Source organism: Anaeromassilibacillus sp. An250 (assembly GCF_002159845.1).
GTDB lineage: Bacteria > Bacillota > Clostridia > Oscillospirales > Acutalibacteraceae > Anaeromassilibacillus > Anaeromassilibacillus stercoravium.
Genome location: NZ_NFJK01000001.1, coordinates 99698 through 114474 on the forward strand (window position 1 = coordinate 99698; position 14777 = coordinate 114474).

Here is a 14777-nt window from a genome sequence, read left to right on the forward strand (position 1 = left end):
CGCTCTCCCGCCATCACTGATAATACAACGCAAAAGCTCAATTTCTTTCAAGCAAACCGTTAATTTTTTCTGCCAATCGCCCCGCCGCCCCGCGTACATGTCGAAGCGAACCGTCCGCAAGGTCGAGCGCCTGTATCGAAAGGACTTCCCCAAACCGAACTACAACGCGTTTGAAAGGGCGGATACGCCCCTTGAAAAAAATGCAGGCCGGCAAAATCGGGGCCTGCGCCTTCGCTGCCACCAACACCGCGCCCGCCTTCGGCTGAAAAGGGGAATCATCGAACACACAGCGGCCCTGCGGAAAAATCCCGACCACACCGCCGTCCTGCAAAATGTGAACCGCTGTCCGCACCGATTCCGCATCCCCCTTGTCCCTCCGGACAGGAAATGCGCCAAAGGCGTACAAAAGCCAGCGTGCAAAGCGGCCGTGATCCGCAAAGAGCTCGGACTTTGCCATAAAACGGATCGTTCGAGGAACTGCTACCGCCATAAAAAAGGGATCGAGGACCGACCGGTGGTTGCTGCAAAGGATGACCGGCCCCTGCTTTGGGATATTCTCCGTCCCCTCTATCTGTAAACGGAACAGCAACTTCCCGACCGGCGCCAAGAGCTTCCTCCAAAATGGATAGACAGACATAGCCGGGCCTCCTTTGCGCTCTATGTAAACATGCCCTCACGCTCAAAGAGGAACGTTATCCCTGCATCTCTCGCAAATCACGCTCCCGCAATTCCCGGATCTTGTCCATCACCAACCGGCTGGCATTCCGAAATTCCACACCGGTACCCTCTTGAATGCCCAGCTGTTCGCAGGGAATAAGTTCTCCAATGGAAATGATCGTACGGTGAAACAGCCGGGGCTTTTTACTGCCGACCGGCGTGATACAAACCGGCAAGATCGGGGCCTGGTTTTGGTAGGCAAGCATCACGGCACCCGCTTTTGGTTTTCCCAACTCACCGTCCTTGGACCGTGTTCCCTCGATGAATACCCCTATGGCGCATTCCTCATGCAACAGCTCCGCAGCGGCGTCGATCGCTTCGACATCCCCCTTGCCGCGCTGCACGGGAAACGCGCCCAATTTTTTCAGAATGAAGCCAAAAGGCTTAAATTGAAAAAGTTCCGCCTTTGCCATATAAAAAATCTGCCGTCTCTGGGAACAGGATAAGCGCACGGGGTCGGAGTTGGACAAATGGTTACAGCAAATCACCACCCTGCCCTCTTTCGGGAACCGTTCTTTATTCTTAACGGTATAGGGCACAAACGGAAAGGTCACCTTTTCTGCGATTGCCCTCGCAAATACATAAAGAGGCGTACGCTTCATTTTCAAACCACCGATCTCCGGGAAATCCCGGTGTTGTTTTGGCCGTCTTCCCTGGGAGAACGGCCTTTTAAGAAATCTTATCCTGAACAGTGCGCAAAAGGCGCTGGAAGGCCTGCTCCCGCGTTAAACCGGTGCTGTCCACCATAATGGCGTCTTCTGCCGGAACGAGCGGCGCGACCGCGCGATGGGAATCATCGTAATCACGCTGCTTGAGCTCCGTCAGGACCTGGTCATAATCGGCCTCTAAGCCTTTTTCCCGAAGCTCTAAATAGCGGCGCTGGGCGCGCTCTTCGGGAGAAGCCGTCAAGAAAATCTTAACCTGTGCATTCGGGAGGACAACCGTCCCGATGTCCCGGCCGTCCATAACCACATGGTTTTTCTTTGCGAGATCCCGCTGCAAGTCAAACAGGAAAGCGCGCACCTCCGGGACAGCGGAGACATTGGAAGCTGCAATCGAAATATCCTGCGTACGGATGGCGTCGGAAACATCTTCTTCCGCAAGGAACACGCGCTGTTCCCCATCGCGGAAGGCCAACCGGACCTCCACGCCTCCCAGATTTCCGGCAACCGCCGCAAAGTCGGTCGTGGGGATGCCTTTCCGCCTCATATACAGGCCGATCGCCCGATAGAGCGCCCCGGTATCCACATAGATATATCCAAGCTCTTTGGCCAAAGCGCGGGCCATCGTGCTTTTTCCAGCCCCGCCCGGGCCGTCAATGGCAATTGCAATCATCGTATATCCTCCCTAACTCATGGAATTCGCCGCGAGGCGGCCGGTACAAAAAGCAATCTGCAAATTAAATCCGCCGGTATAGGCGTCTACGTCAATCACTTCCCCGGCAAAGTACAACCCCGCCACACGCTTGGACTCCATGGTCTTCGGGTTGATCTCCTTCACGGATACGCCGCCGGAGGTGACAATCGCCTCTTCCACCGGCCGGAATCCCGTAATCTCCACAGGATATGCCTTCAAAAGCTCCGCAAAAGCACGCCGCTGCTCGCGGGTGATCTGATTACACTTCGTGTCCGGTGCAATACCGGAACGGCGCACCATCACGGGAATCATCTTGCGCGGCAACAGTGCAGAAAGCGCATTGGAAAAATCGCGGTTCTTATTCGCTTCAAAGTCGCGCTGGAGGCGCGCATCGAGCTGTTCCGGGCGCAGCGCCGGCTTTAAGTCCACCACCACGCGGTACCGGTCAGGCGCCATATCGCGCATGTGCGCGCTGGCGCTCAGGACCATCGGGCCGGAAAGGCCAAAATGCGTGAAAAGCATCTCCCCAAAATCGTGGTAAATCTCTTTCTTTTTTTTCGTGTCCCAGACATGGATCGCCGTGTTTTTCAGCGACAGTCCCATCATCTCCGGACAGTCCGTCCCGGCGGCCACCAAGGGCACCAACGAGGGGCGCAGCGGCGTGACGATATGGCCAGCCTGACGTGCAAACGCATAGCCATCCCCCGTGGAGCCCGTCCCTGGATACGACACACCGCCGCACGCAACCAACACATTCCGGGCCAAAATGCGTGCGCCGCCCTGCAGCTCCGCCCCCTGCACCGTGCCATCCTCCAACAGCAGTTGTTTGGCTTCCCCGGTTAGCATTTCCACACCACTGCGCTTCATGTACCGGATCAACGTATCCACGACATCAACCGCGTGGTCAGATGTCGGAAACACGCGGTTTCCCCGCTCCACTTTGAGAGGGAGGCCTTGCGCTTCAAAGAAAGACATCACATCCCGTGGGGGAAACGCAGATGCCGCGCTGTATAAAAAACGCCCGTTGGAGGGGACCGAGGCGATCAGCTCCTGTACATCGCAATCGTTTGTTACATTACAGCGGCCCTTGCCGGTAATCATCAATTTCCGGCCGGGCCGTGCATTCTTTTCCACCAGGCAGGTCCGCAGTCCACGGGCCGCGGCCGTCCCTGCGGCGAGCATCCCGGCCGCTCCGCCGCCGATCACTAGCGCATCATACGTTTGGCTCACTCTTGTGTTCATCCACCTTTTCGTAAACTCCGTATTCATCCCAGATGTCCTCCAGGTTCTGGAAGACCTTTTTGACCTCATTGGACTTTTTCAGGGCAATGGTGACAATCAGGGCATTGATTAAGCTGAGCGGCGCGCAATAGGAATCGACAATGGAGGCAATATCGCTGCGCGCCAAAAGCAGATAGTCGGCAGGTTCTGCCAACGGGGACAAGGTGCTGTCTGTGATCGCAACCACCTTCGCCCCACGCTTGCGGGCAAAATTCATCGCCTTGACCGCTTTCCGGGAGTACCGCGGGAAGCTGATTCCGATCACTACATCGTTTTCATCGATGCGGATCATCTGTTCAAAGATTTCCCCCTCGCTGGTAGACTGCACCAGAAGCACATTCTCAAACAGCAGGTGCATGTAATACGAAAGGAACGTCGCCAGCGCCAAGGAGCTGCGCGCGCCCAAGATATAGATCTTCCGCGCGGAAGAGATCGCGTCCGCCGCCTTATAGAAATTCTCATGGGAGGTCTCTTCCATGGTCCGCCGGATGATGTCGATATCCTGGTTGAATACCGAGTCGAGGATATCGTTGTCCCCGATGCGGTTGGCCGTAACCTCCATGCGCTGGACCGAGGTAAGCTTGTTCCGGATCATCTCCTGCATGGCCTGCTGCAGCTCCGGATATCCTGTGTAACCGATCTCCGTGGCAAAACGCACTACGGTCGATTCGCTCACGCCAACCGTAGCACCCAAGCGGGCAGCTGTCATAAACGCCACCTTGTCATAATGCTCCAGTATATATTTTGCAATCAGTCTCTGGCCTTTCGAAAAACTGGTCATTTTGTTTTGAATTCTGGCGGTCAACAAGTTATTCATTTCAAATCCCATCTCCGAGCGGTGTATTTTATCGGATTTGCCGCCCGATCGCATGCAGAAAACGACGGCAACCTCCACAAATCATGCAAAAAATAGTGGAGCTGTTTTCGCCGCCCACAGGGCGAAAACGGTTCCACTCTATATTAAGACCAAAATTTTGAAAAATCAAGCTTTATTTCAGCCTAAGCCACCGTTGTACATTTTTATGCATCCGCTGGCAATAGACGATGACTAAGCAGGAAAGGCAATAATCGTACAGCAAAAACGCCACATTCCCGACCAACAGGAAGACCCAAGGGAGATACACGCCAAAAACCGTAAAGCTTTCCTCCGGCACGCCCAGCAAATGGATGGAGAGGAAAAACTCCACAACCATCGCTACATTGAACAAAAGGAACTTGGCAAGCCACCTGAACAACCGCTTGGGGAGCTGTTCGAAATTTGCTTTTAGAATGGGATAATATCCAAAAAAGAGGACAAATATCGCGACCGCCTCTTTATCGGCTACCACCAAAAACGATAATACAGCCGACACTACAAACGATGGCCAAGCCCATCTCTTGCCCAGTTCGATCACCGTCAGCATCATCAAAGCCCCCGCGATCGCTGGAAGCGTATAGGATGCAGCGGGAAACAAATTGGTCATAAACATCAGCGCCGTGCTCAATGCAGCCAGCATACTGCTGAACGCCAGCTTTATGGTATTGTTTCTCAACAGCAGCCGCCCCCACCATACGGATTACAACAAGCATCACAGCAAATTGCCGTTGCGCAAATATCACAAAAGCTACAACCACCCACGGTCTGGACATTCGGGTTGTATCCGCCGTAAACGCCATTGCGTTGGTTGATCGCCTGATTCATTGCCGCCCGGTACTCCATATTATTGGGGTCCATCTGGCAGGCGCTTGAAAAATGATTGTATGCCTCTTCCATCCAGCCGCGTTTATACAATACGGTCCCTTTCAGAAAATGCCATTCTGCATCGCGCCCTTCCGCAGGGACACCATTCAAAATCTGCTCTGCATCCGCAATCCGGCCGGTCATAATCAAGTTTCGCACATCATTAAAACCGGACCTAGGATTGGCATAGGAGGAATATCCTGTATAACCCCACCCCGTCTGCTGCGCACCACTTGTTGTGCGTCCTTTGCGTTGGGCCATAATTGTGTCATACGCTTGGTTGATCTCCTTCATCTTCTCATCCGCGAGATCTGCAACAGGGCTGCCGGCATAATTATCGGGATGATATTTTTTTGCCAGTGCCCGGTAAGCACTTTTGACCTCATCGTCCGTTGCAGTGGGAGGTACCCCAAGAATTTTATACGGGTCAGACATGCTTTTCTTTCTCCTTCTCAAACAGGATTGCTCGCTGCATCTCCGGCAAGCCGAGAAACATCACATTGGAAACAATCGCGCCGAGCTGCTCAAGGTCCATCAAGTTGACTGCTGCGATCAGCTGGGAAAGCGTCGCATTTAAAATCCGGTTTGCTTCCTCTTTGACTTCTTTCAGCCGTTCCGTCGGACAGTTGGGCTGCAACTGCTCCTTAATGATAAAAGGGTTAAATGCTCCTTCATATAAATCTTTTTCCAAATCGTCCGCCGCATCTATAATATAGACCCAGCGGCCTAAAAAATACCCCGCCTGCCGCACAAGACGGTCCTCGGGGCTCAGTTCCGGGGCAGCCGCACCAAAGGCGAAAACCTGCTCCATCATCTTCGCGGTCGGCTCTGCATAAAAGTCAATACTCTGCCCTGGATTTTGTTCCGCAGCCGCCTGCTCCATCATCGCCAAGGCCACGATCTTGTCCAGCTCCGGATAGTCCTTTGCGGCTTTCCTGCGCATTTGGGAGACAAACGGGAGTACCATGTAGGACTTCATACGCTTTAAAAAACGGTCATCTGCAATATTATCCCGCACCTTTTGGTAAACCATAATCACCGATAACGCAGAAGCCAGACGGAGTTCGTCTTCCCCCCCTATACAAGCTCCACATTTCTTGAGCGGGTTCACCACGCAACGCCCTTCTCGAAAACCCAAGCATTTCTTGTGCAGCGCCATCAGCCACAATGCGAAAAAGGTACAGTCATAGCTGAGCGTCATTCTTGCGAACATCCCATAGCTCTTTCCAAGCTGCCGGCATAACGAACAATAAACCGCCCGATATGCTTCATATTCGCGCACACGTAACTCAGACTTCTGAGGCCGGACATATCCAAACACAAGGCCACCCCCTTATAGGCATTTTACCTGCAAGCAAAGCCCGCTATCCACGTGCCAATTTCAAAGGGAACCTCGCCGCGTTTTTTCGATTTTCATTCGAAATTCTATAAATTGGACTCGTTAGTATTCTACTATATCCTCCATCAGTATTTAATTAACAATATGTAAATTTTTCTCTGTTTAGCAAAGCAAGGCGGCTGCCGCCGTGTCTGATTTTCTGAATTGATATCAATTGGCGTTTTCTTCCATTTTTCTTAAACGGCCAAGGATTCTCTCCCCTTTCAAACATGGAACCGTGACTTTTTACAAGGCATATGCTAGAATGGAAATGGTCTGCTCCAAAACCATATGAAGAAATTAATCCATCAACATAGAAGGGACGAGAATATTATGAAATTTATCCGGCACATGGACCAAAAGGACGACATATTTCAAAAGGCATTTTCTCTATATCAGGTGAGTTTCCCAGAGAAGGAACAGCGTTCCCTGGATGACCACATCCGTGCGCTAGCTGACCCAAGGTTTTTCTGTGAAACCATCTGGGAGGGGGAACAGTTTTGCGGCTTAATATTTTATTGGGAATTGAGCGGATTTCAATATATTGAGCATCTTGCCATTGAACCTAGCCTACGGGGTAGCGGTATCGGTTCCCGGTGCCTAGAAGAATTCTGCAAACGGAACCAAAAGATCGTTTTAGAGATCGACCCGCCGATCGACGACATATCCATTCGGAGAAAAAGCTTTTACGAGCGGCTGGGCTTTCACTACAACGGATATTATTATATTCATCCCTCCTATCAAAAGGGTTGTACGCCGCATCAGCTGTTGATCCTAAGCTGGCCAAAGCCAATTACTGAGGAAGAGTACCGCACGTTCATCCGTGATATGTGGGAAATTGTAATGTTGTACAGCCAAAACTCTGCCTCGGTAGGCGAATGCCGTACACCGCTAAGTGAAAAGGTTTACCCGTATTCTAAAAACTCTTAAAGGAGAACCCCGCCCCATCAGGATCTATGGAGCGGGGATTTTCTATGTCTAGCCGCCGTAAAAGCACTTACGGACGGATCCGCAGCCTCTGCCTCGGATAGATCAGATTCGGGTCGGAAATATCGTTGAGCCACATCAAGCGTTGCACTGTTGTCCCAAACTTCTCCGCAATTTTTGTCAAGGTATCACCGGGACGGACGACATACCATTTCGGTGTGCTCTCCTCCGGGACAAAAATCCGCAGTCTCTGTCCAGGATAAATCACATCGGTTTCGACAATTCCATTATATCGGGCGATATCGTTGACAGTCGTGCCATAAGCTTTTGCGATATTCCAAAGGGTATCTCCCTCTCTTACTGTATAAACAATTGATGGCATGAAAACTCTCTCCTTTACTGATTATAAAAAACGCCACTCCATCTTATGTGCTACAAGGACAAGAAGTGAATGTGATTACCCGTTTTTCTCGCCTTTTGATAACGTATCGAAAGAATCCTGTAGCATGCTTGGCGCTGCCCGCATACTTTAACCCAATGAAGCAAAAGTGTGCAAGTGGGAGCCTATCTCTCAATAATACACAATTCCTTTACCAATTTTTTACAGGATTTTAAATATTGTACAAAGAATTAGGCTTGCAATTATGCAACATGTATGATATAATCCTTTATGTAAACTACAAGGAGGGAAACATGAAACTATACGACATTAGCGTGGGTGAATTTGTGAACCTGCTTGAACATGCAAAAGGGAACATTTATCTAGTTACGGGAGAGGGCGTCTCTTTTGGAATGAACAGCAAACTGGCACAGCTGTATGGCATTAAGATGCTGCTCGAGGATTCAAAAGATAACAAAATCTCTCCTGAAATTATCGTTGAAGACAAAGAAGATGAAGAAATGTTTTGCCGTTATTGGATGTCCCGCTGCGCAAAAGTAAGTGGGTGGACTAAGACATAATGGCGGATTAACCTTTGGAATCTTGTCTATCATTCACATTGTAATTCTGTAGTTTACATGGTATAATAGACCCAAGTTATAAATTCATTGGAGGGAGTAACTATGAAACTTTACGACATCGATATTCAAAAGCTTCTTGACCTTCTCGATAAAGCACAAGGAAATGTATATTTGGTAACAGAGGATGGAAACACCCTCAACCTGAAAAGCAAGCTGTGCCAGTTGTATGGTGTTCGGGCTCTCTTGGATGGAGCAAAAAGCTCCAAGGTTTCCGCTGAGTTGAAGGTGGAAAATCCGGAAGATGAGAGCATGTTCCTGAATTATATGATCGGCAATCGATAAAAATTCACCCATAAAGACCTATACCGCTGTAGTGTTAAAACGCTACAGCGGTATTTTTTATATTATTTATGACAAAAAACTAGGACCGCCCGGGGAAGGGCGGCCCTCTCGTTTGGTTGTATTGGTAAATGCATGTAGGCAAGATTTTACGGAGCTTGCTCCGCTGGTACAAAACAGAAACCCACTTTCCAGCCACTGTAGTCCCGCGGCTGGAAAGACACCATCAAAACAATCCGCATGGAATTATTTTGATCCAAAATCCGTTAGACGGTCTTAAATAAAAGATCGGTAGCTTACGGTGCTGTGTTGCTATAAACCGTGACCGTTTCAGAACCGTTGAAGACGGCTGTTGCTCTCACACGATACGTTCCGGAAGAAACGGACAACTCCTTGGAGAGGCTTACAAAATCGCTGGAATCCGACTCTGTCCAGCTGCGGACAGACGACCAGCTGCTGCCGCTCTTCTTTTGAAGCGTAACAGTCAAACGGATACTGGTTACATTGGACTTACCTGCCGCTTCCGCCTCTACATAAGCGGTGCCTCCGCTGACATCCAGCCAACTGTCTACATAGTCTGCGTAAGTGTAGCGGGGCTGGATCTCAATCGCGCTTACTTCATCGGGCTGCACTTCTGCCACGGCCATCGCGTTGGTACCAACGCTGGCAATCATGCAGAATGCGCAAAATACGGCTGCGAATTTCTTAAACATAGGAACTGCCTCCTTTAAAATTGATACATCTATTAACAACGACAAAAAATTGCAAAAGTGGACAAACTAGGGCAATCCTTTTTTAAAATTTATTCATATTTTTATGAAAACCTATTTTTGACATATGATTCAAACAATGGAAGATAAAAAACAACCGGTACTTTGTTGAAACAATGCAAAACAAAATAATCCTCTGCAAAGAGATTCTCTTTGCAGAGGATTATTCCCTCCCTTTATGAAGCGACATATGGCTTTTGCTCTACAATCTTTCCGTCTTCACCGAATGTATAAGAAATACCATCAATAATGCGGATCGTGTTGATCACATATTGTCCGTTTTCATAATAGTACTTGTCCCCATCATATGTAGCCCATCCCGTCGTCGGATATGTAATCTGGGGAAGCTTAAACCACTTTGTCCACTTGATGTTTCTACGCCCGAAGACCTCTTCATATTTCATATCTTCCCCGGAGCTTCGATTATCAATCGCCATATTGTTTCCAACATAAACCCCTACATGGCCAGGCTGATAGAGGATCAAGCCGTGGATACGCGGAAGAGAGGAAGGATCATTGTAATTGATGTCTCCGGAAACCTCGGCACTCTGGAGCATCGCACCGGAGCTGCCAGCCACCGACATCGATCCCGGATTTGGATTCTGGCCCTCTCCCTGCCACCAAAGGTAGGATTTAATCAAACCGGAACAATCGCTCGCACGCTTATTTCCCACGAACTGTCCATAGCAACCGCTGCGGTATTTCCAGCCATTCTTATATGCTAAAAGGACATGATCCGCCAAACACACGCCGGTTTTTTCCTCCGCTGCTTGCGCCGTCACACTGTGTCCAAACGATGCTGTAATCGTCAGCGCTGCAAACAGCAACGTAAAGAAAAGCAAAAATTTCCGGTTTATCCGATTCAATGGTAACCCCTCCAATTTTCTGCCGCTTCCCGCGGAAACAGCTTGTCCGTTTTATTCGAGTATGTAACAATTTTTACATACAAATTACAATCTGTAACAAATTGGTTACAGTATAGCACAGATTATACTGGATGACAAGCCCTTTCATGAAAAAAAATTACAAATTGTAACCAGTTGGAGGGAGAAAATCCTCAAAAACATATAAAAACCTGCGCAAAAGACGGGAAGAATCCATCTTTTACGCAGGTTTTCTCGAACTAAAAAGTAACAAAAATGTTACCGGCGGTAAAACGGCAGGGCAAAGTCCCTTAGCCAAGATATTCCAAGAGCTTTTTCACAATTTCATCGGTGTGCATCCCGCGGGACCCCTTTACTAAAACAACATCCCCGCAGCGAAGAAGCCCCTTTAAGACCTCTACCGCTTCCTCATTGGAAGCGCAAACATGGCAGGGAATTTCCGGTTTGACAGAACGCGCTCCTTCTGCAATGGCCGCCGCACGCGTTCCAACCGTCACCAATGCATCCACGCCGGTTCCGGCTGCGTAAGCGCCCACCTCAAAATGCGCGCGGTGCTCCAGGGCACCAAGCTCCAGCATATCCGCCAGGACCGCAATGCAACGCCCATCCTGTTCCCGCAGGTTTTCCAGCATATCCAAGCTGCTTTTGAGTGCATCCGGGCTTGCATTGTACGAGTCGTCGATGACCGTGATCCCCTTATGGCGGTGCAGCTGCTGCCGCATGGCAAGGGGCTGATATTCCTGCAGGGCTTTGGCCGCTTTTTCCAAATCCACTCCAAGGGAATGTGCCACCGCAAGGCTGGCCAGTGCGTTCGTCACATTGTGCAGCCCCAAAACGGGCAGATCCACTTCCTGTGCAATCCCATTTGTTCGGAAGACAAACCGGACCCCATTGGGGTGGAAAGCGATCTGTTCGGCGCGGTCATCGCACCATGGCTGCATCCCAAAGTACCGCGTTTTTACCCGGAGCTTTCCCCGCAAGCCCGCCAGCATGGGGTCGTCTCCGTTCAAAAACAAGACAGAATCCTCCTGAAAACGGTCAATGATATGCAGCTTTTCCCCCAGGATGTTCTGCTGTGTTTTGAGCTGCTGAATGTGGGAAATCCCGATATTGGTGATCACCGCACAATTGGGCGCTGCGATCTCCGCCAGACGGCTCATTTCGCCAAAATCGCTCATCCCCATCTCCACAACAGCGACCTCATGCTCCGGCTCCAGACGGAACATCGTCAGCGGCAATCCGACCTGGCTGTTGTGGTTTCCTTCCGTACGCATAACCTTCTTTTCCGCAGAAAGGGCAAGCGCGATCATCTCTTTCGTCGTCGTCTTCCCGACGCTTCCCGTCACGCCGACCACCGGGATTGAAAACCGCTGGCGGTATGCGGTGGCGATCAGCTGCAACGCGGAAAGGGTATTGGGGACCCGGATCCAAGCATGGGAATCCTCCATCTCCGTATGTTCTTCTGTCAGGGTTGCCACCGTGCCGGCCGCAAATGTCGCCGTGATGTATGCATGCGCATCGGTCCGTTCCCCTTTGATGGGGACGAACAGTGCGCCGGGCTCTATTTTCCGGCTGTCGGTGCTCACAGAAGTCACAACCGCTTCCGGGTCCCCACACAGAAGTTTCCCTCCACAGGCTCTACGAATTTCTTCCACCGTCATCTTCATGGTTCTGCCTCCTTTTCTCTTGGATGTTCTAGGGCGTTCCAAATTCAGGACAACCCTTCCTCTTTTAAAATGTCCGCAACGACTTCCCGTTCGTCCAGATGGTATTTGACCCCTTTGATCTCCTGATAATCTTCATGTCCCTTGCCAGCGAGGACAATAATGTCCCCCTCCTGCGCGTGGTCCATGCAATATTTGATGGCCTCTTTGCGGTCCGGGATCACGATATACTTCCCGTCTGTTTTGTGCAGCCCCACTTCGATATCCGAGATAATGTCCATGACATCCTCAAACCGGGAGTTGTCGGCGGTCACTACGGAAAGGTCCGCCAGCCGCCCGCTGACCTCCCCCATTTCATACCGGCGGGAGCGCGCCCGGTTGCCGCCCGCTCCAAACAGGCAGATCAGCCGGTTTGGATGATATTCCCGCAGCGTTTCCAGGATGTTCTCCATGCTGACGGCGTTGTGCGCATAATCGATCAACAGCGTATAATTTCCCGGCACCTTGACCGGCTCCACACGCCCTTTCACCTTGACCGCATTCAAACCGCGCCGGATGTTCTCCTCGGTTACGCCGAAGTGACGGCAAACCGCGATGGCTGCCAGCGCGTTATACACGCTGAAATGCCCTGGGATATCCACATCCACGCCGAACCGATAGGGTCCCTCCAATTCAAAATGCACCCCTAAATAGCCGGGGCGGGAGAGTAAGCGCTCCCCTTTGGCACGCAGCTGCGCCTCCGGATGGAAACCATAGGTCTCCAATTGGCAGGTGTGCCCTTCTGTGATGGCCTTCCAATTTTCATCGTCGATGTTGACGATCCCCAGCTCGCACTGGCGGAACAGCATCGCCTTACATGCGCGGTACTCCTCCAAACTCTTATGTTCATTTCCGCCGATATGGTCGGGCGAAAAATTCGTAAACAAGCCGATGGAAAACGTGAAACCGGATACCCGGTGATCCCGCAGGCCGATGGAGGAAGCTTCGATCACCGCCGCCCCACACCCCTCGTCCGCCATCCGGCGGAGGGACTTCTGCACTTCATACGACTCCGGCGTTGTGTTCTCCGTCTTAATTACCCGATCGCCAATCACCGTACCGATGGTGCCGATCAAGCCGGTCTTGATCCCTGCATCCTCCAAAATGGAACGGATCATATACGAGGTGGTGGTCTTTCCTTTCGTCCCCGTAAGGCCCACAACACGCAGATCCTTCGCGGGATGCCCAAAATACGCCGCAGAGAGCACGGCAAGCGCATAGCGGGTATCCTCCACCAATACGACGGTGGCCCCCGATACCTCCACCCCATGCTGCGCTATCACCGCCACGGCTCCTGCCTCTACCGCCTGCTGTGCATAGCGATGGCCGTCTGCGTTCGCCCCACACAGGCAGATAAACGCACATCCAGGCTTTGCCTTGCGCGAATCATAAATGAGATCGGAGATTTCCAACTCCGTACTGCCGGAACTCTGATACTCCAACCCTTCCAGTAAATCTTTTAAAAGCATAACCTTTCCCCGATGCGTCCAAAAGGGCGCTTCCTTTCCATCGTTCATTGTTTCTATTGGAAACAATTATGTTTATTCCGAGCCGATCAGTGAATATACCTTTTCGATCTCGTTTTCGTTTGTATAGTCCTCTGCTTCCAAGGCGTCGTGGAAGCGCTGCCGCAGCTCTCCGTCGGTCAACAGCTTTTCCAGGCCTTCCGCAATCCCTTCCGGCGTCATGGGGACGATCAAGCCATTTTCCCCGGAGGTCACCTGATCCGCTGCTGTGGAGAAATCCGTCAGCAAAATAGGCTTGCACAACACCATTGCCTCGTCCACGGCAATGGACTTCCCTTCAAAGCGCGACGGCTGCAAATACACGTCGCAAGCCCGCAGAAACGGATAAGGATTCGCCTGTTCCCCCAGGAAGCAGACGTCCTGTTCGATTCCAAGGGAGCGCGCTTGCTCCTGCAAAGCGGCCTCCTCGGGACCGACACCGATGATATACCAGCGGAATTCCAGCCCTTTCTCGCGAAGGGAAGCAACCGCGGGCAAGGCGAGGTCTAACCCCTTCTGTACGGAGAGGCGCGCAATGGACAACACACGGCTGCCCGAATAGCGGTCCCCAAAATCCGCGGGCGCCTCCGCCATTTTCCGCAAGAACTGCGCGGAAAGGATGTTATAGACCACATGGAATTTCTCCCGGAACTCCGGAAAATTATCCTCTAACGCCATCTTACAGCCCTCTGAGACCGTACATAGTGCGTCCAGCTGCTTCACATAGGACCGGTCGAAGTCCTGGCTCAACCCCATAGCGTTGTAGTCCCCGTGGATAAACCCAATCTTCCGCTTGGCCTGCACCTTGGTGACCGCATAATAGATGGGCTGCCCCTCCATAAAGGCCACCACTGCATCGTACTCTTTGCGGGCCGGATGCACAAAGTGCTTTTCAATTTTCCACATGCGCGCCAAACGGTCCCCCATCCCCCCAGGGGTTTTCCCTGCAAAGGTCACCAGCAAGCGGCAGACCGCTGCCAGCGGGTGGCCGCTCTTTACCAAGGCAAACAGCGCTTTGCGGATATTCAGCTTATACTCTGCCGGGAAAAGGGGCGGAAGCAAGTTCACCTGGGGCGGAACGCGCTCTAAAAAAAGCCCTTCATTGGCAAAAAGCTGCAAATCAACGTCATATCTTGTAAAATCGAACAGAGAGAGCAATGTCACCAGGCTTTTCTCAATCCCACCGCTGTGCAAACTGTAATTGATAAAAAGCACCTGTTTTTTCTGGGACATGACG

General features: G+C 51.3%; 17 protein-coding genes. 3 read left to right on the forward strand and 14 right to left on the reverse strand.

Going from position 1 to position 14777, the window contains the following annotated elements; all coding sequences use genetic code 11:
• Window positions 1-37 precede the first annotated feature (37 nt).
• From B5F54_RS00470 to B5F54_RS00505, 8 genes are all read right to left on the reverse strand, one after another.
• Complete coding sequence (locus tag B5F54_RS00470) at window positions 38-637, reverse strand: lysophospholipid acyltransferase family protein (protein WP_087228950.1); 600 nt, start codon at window positions 635-637, stop codon at window positions 38-40.
• Between the two features lie 55 nt (window positions 638-692).
• Entirely contained in the window at window positions 693-1319 is a 627-nt protein-coding gene (locus B5F54_RS00475; protein WP_087229563.1) for a lysophospholipid acyltransferase family protein, read from the reverse strand.
• A 67-nt stretch (window positions 1320-1386) separates the two neighbouring features.
• Complete coding sequence (gene cmk, locus B5F54_RS00480; RefSeq protein ID WP_087228953.1) at window positions 1387-2052, reverse strand: (d)CMP kinase; 666 nt, start codon at window positions 2050-2052, stop codon at window positions 1387-1389.
• Between the two features lie 12 nt (window positions 2053-2064).
• Window positions 2065-3315 carry an NAD(P)/FAD-dependent oxidoreductase gene (locus tag B5F54_RS00485; protein WP_087229566.1) on the reverse strand — a complete coding sequence of 417 codons (1251 nt, stop codon included), beginning with the start codon at window positions 3313-3315 and terminating at the stop codon, window positions 2065-2067.
• On the reverse strand, window positions 3287-4171 hold the full coding sequence (locus B5F54_RS00490) for a MurR/RpiR family transcriptional regulator (RefSeq protein WP_087229568.1): 885 nt from the start codon (window positions 4169-4171) through the stop codon (window positions 3287-3289). The genes B5F54_RS00485 and B5F54_RS00490 overlap by 29 nt, the downstream gene beginning before the upstream one ends.
• Before the next feature lie 172 nt (window positions 4172-4343).
• Window positions 4344-4886: a hypothetical protein gene (locus B5F54_RS00495; protein ID WP_237966327.1), complete on the reverse strand. Its 543-nt coding sequence runs from the start codon at window positions 4884-4886 to the stop codon at window positions 4344-4346.
• Window positions 4883-5509 carry a J domain-containing protein gene (locus B5F54_RS00500; protein ID WP_087228957.1) on the reverse strand — a complete coding sequence of 209 codons (627 nt, stop codon included), beginning with the start codon at window positions 5507-5509 and terminating at the stop codon, window positions 4883-4885. Before B5F54_RS00500 ends, B5F54_RS00495 begins: the two co-directional genes overlap by 4 nt.
• Window positions 5502-6395, reverse strand: a complete 894-nt coding sequence (locus B5F54_RS00505) for a DUF5685 family protein (protein WP_087228960.1) — start codon at window positions 6393-6395, stop codon at window positions 5502-5504. The genes B5F54_RS00500 and B5F54_RS00505 overlap by 8 nt, the downstream gene beginning before the upstream one ends.
• Window positions 6396-6785: 390 nt before the next feature.
• Between B5F54_RS00505 and B5F54_RS00510 the strand changes: the two genes are divergently transcribed.
• Window positions 6786-7382: a GNAT family N-acetyltransferase gene (locus tag B5F54_RS00510; protein ID WP_087229571.1), complete on the forward strand. Its 597-nt coding sequence runs from the start codon at window positions 6786-6788 to the stop codon at window positions 7380-7382.
• 67 nt (window positions 7383-7449) lie between these two features.
• Here B5F54_RS00510 and B5F54_RS00515 read toward each other — a convergent pair whose 3' ends face one another.
• Window positions 7450-7761, reverse strand: a complete 312-nt coding sequence (locus B5F54_RS00515) for a LysM peptidoglycan-binding domain-containing protein (RefSeq protein ID WP_087228962.1) — start codon at window positions 7759-7761, stop codon at window positions 7450-7452.
• Window positions 7762-8072: 311 nt separating this feature from the next.
• Between B5F54_RS00515 and B5F54_RS00520 the strand changes: the two genes are divergently transcribed.
• Together B5F54_RS00520 and B5F54_RS00525 are read left to right on the forward strand one after the other, a co-directional pair.
• Window positions 8073-8339 (forward strand): hypothetical protein, encoded by a 267-nt coding sequence (locus tag B5F54_RS00520; RefSeq protein ID WP_087228964.1) that lies wholly within the window; start codon window positions 8073-8075, stop codon window positions 8337-8339.
• Between the two features lie 102 nt (window positions 8340-8441).
• Complete coding sequence (locus tag B5F54_RS00525; protein ID WP_087228966.1) at window positions 8442-8681, forward strand: hypothetical protein; 240 nt, start codon at window positions 8442-8444, stop codon at window positions 8679-8681.
• Window positions 8682-8974: 293 nt separating this feature from the next.
• Here B5F54_RS00525 and B5F54_RS00530 read toward each other — a convergent pair whose 3' ends face one another.
• From B5F54_RS00530 to B5F54_RS00550, 5 genes are all read right to left on the reverse strand, one after another.
• On the reverse strand, window positions 8975-9391 hold the full coding sequence (locus B5F54_RS00530; protein ID WP_087228969.1) for a hypothetical protein: 417 nt from the start codon (window positions 9389-9391) through the stop codon (window positions 8975-8977).
• 233 nt (window positions 9392-9624) lie between these two features.
• The gene (locus B5F54_RS00535; RefSeq protein ID WP_087228971.1) at window positions 9625-10314 is read right to left on the reverse strand and encodes an NlpC/P60 family protein; all 690 of its coding nucleotides are present in this window, start codon (window positions 10312-10314) and stop codon (window positions 9625-9627) included.
• A 308-nt stretch (window positions 10315-10622) separates the two neighbouring features.
• The gene (locus B5F54_RS00540) at window positions 10623-11999 is read right to left on the reverse strand and encodes a UDP-N-acetylmuramoyl-tripeptide--D-alanyl-D-alanine ligase (RefSeq protein ID WP_087228974.1); all 1377 of its coding nucleotides are present in this window, start codon (window positions 11997-11999) and stop codon (window positions 10623-10625) included.
• Window positions 12000-12043: 44 nt separating this feature from the next.
• Window positions 12044-13504, reverse strand: a complete 1461-nt coding sequence (locus B5F54_RS00545) for a UDP-N-acetylmuramoyl-L-alanyl-D-glutamate--2,6-diaminopimelate ligase (RefSeq protein ID WP_087228976.1) — start codon at window positions 13502-13504, stop codon at window positions 12044-12046.
• A gap of 72 nt (window positions 13505-13576) precedes the next feature.
• The gene (locus B5F54_RS00550; RefSeq protein ID WP_087228979.1) at window positions 13577-14773 is read right to left on the reverse strand and encodes a glycosyltransferase; all 1197 of its coding nucleotides are present in this window, start codon (window positions 14771-14773) and stop codon (window positions 13577-13579) included.
• Window positions 14774-14777 lie beyond the last annotated feature (4 nt).

Coding starts and splice junctions, on each gene's coding strand:
- B5F54_RS00520 (WP_087228964.1), top strand. CDS start 8,073: ATGAAACTATACGACATTAGCGTGGGTGAATTTGTGAACCTGCTTGAA.
- B5F54_RS00530 (WP_087228969.1), bottom strand. CDS start 9,391: ATGTTTAAGAAATTCGCAGCCGTATTTTGCGCATTCTGCATGATTGCC.
- B5F54_RS00545 (WP_087228976.1), bottom strand. CDS start 13,504: ATGCTTTTAAAAGATTTACTGGAAGGGTTGGAGTATCAGAGTTCCGGC.
- B5F54_RS00525 (WP_087228966.1), top strand. CDS start 8,442: ATGAAACTTTACGACATCGATATTCAAAAGCTTCTTGACCTTCTCGAT.
- B5F54_RS00500 (WP_087228957.1), bottom strand. CDS start 5,509: ATGTCTGACCCGTATAAAATTCTTGGGGTACCTCCCACTGCAACGGAC.
- B5F54_RS00540 (WP_087228974.1), bottom strand. CDS start 11,999: ATGAAGATGACGGTGGAAGAAATTCGTAGAGCCTGTGGAGGGAAACTT.
- B5F54_RS00515 (WP_087228962.1), bottom strand. CDS start 7,761: ATGCCATCAATTGTTTATACAGTAAGAGAGGGAGATACCCTTTGGAAT.
- B5F54_RS00470 (WP_087228950.1), bottom strand. CDS start 637: ATGTCTGTCTATCCATTTTGGAGGAAGCTCTTGGCGCCGGTCGGGAAG.
- B5F54_RS00490 (WP_087229568.1), bottom strand. CDS start 4,171: ATGAATAACTTGTTGACCGCCAGAATTCAAAACAAAATGACCAGTTTT.
- B5F54_RS00475 (WP_087229563.1), bottom strand. CDS start 1,319: ATGAAGCGTACGCCTCTTTATGTATTTGCGAGGGCAATCGCAGAAAAG.
- B5F54_RS00550 (WP_087228979.1), bottom strand. CDS start 14,773: ATGTCCCAGAAAAAACAGGTGCTTTTTATCAATTACAGTTTGCACAGC.
- B5F54_RS00485 (WP_087229566.1), bottom strand. CDS start 3,315: ATGAACACAAGAGTGAGCCAAACGTATGATGCGCTAGTGATCGGCGGC.
- cmk (WP_087228953.1), bottom strand. CDS start 2,052: ATGATTGCAATTGCCATTGACGGCCCGGGCGGGGCTGGAAAAAGCACG.
- B5F54_RS00510 (WP_087229571.1), top strand. CDS start 6,786: ATGAAATTTATCCGGCACATGGACCAAAAGGACGACATATTTCAAAAG.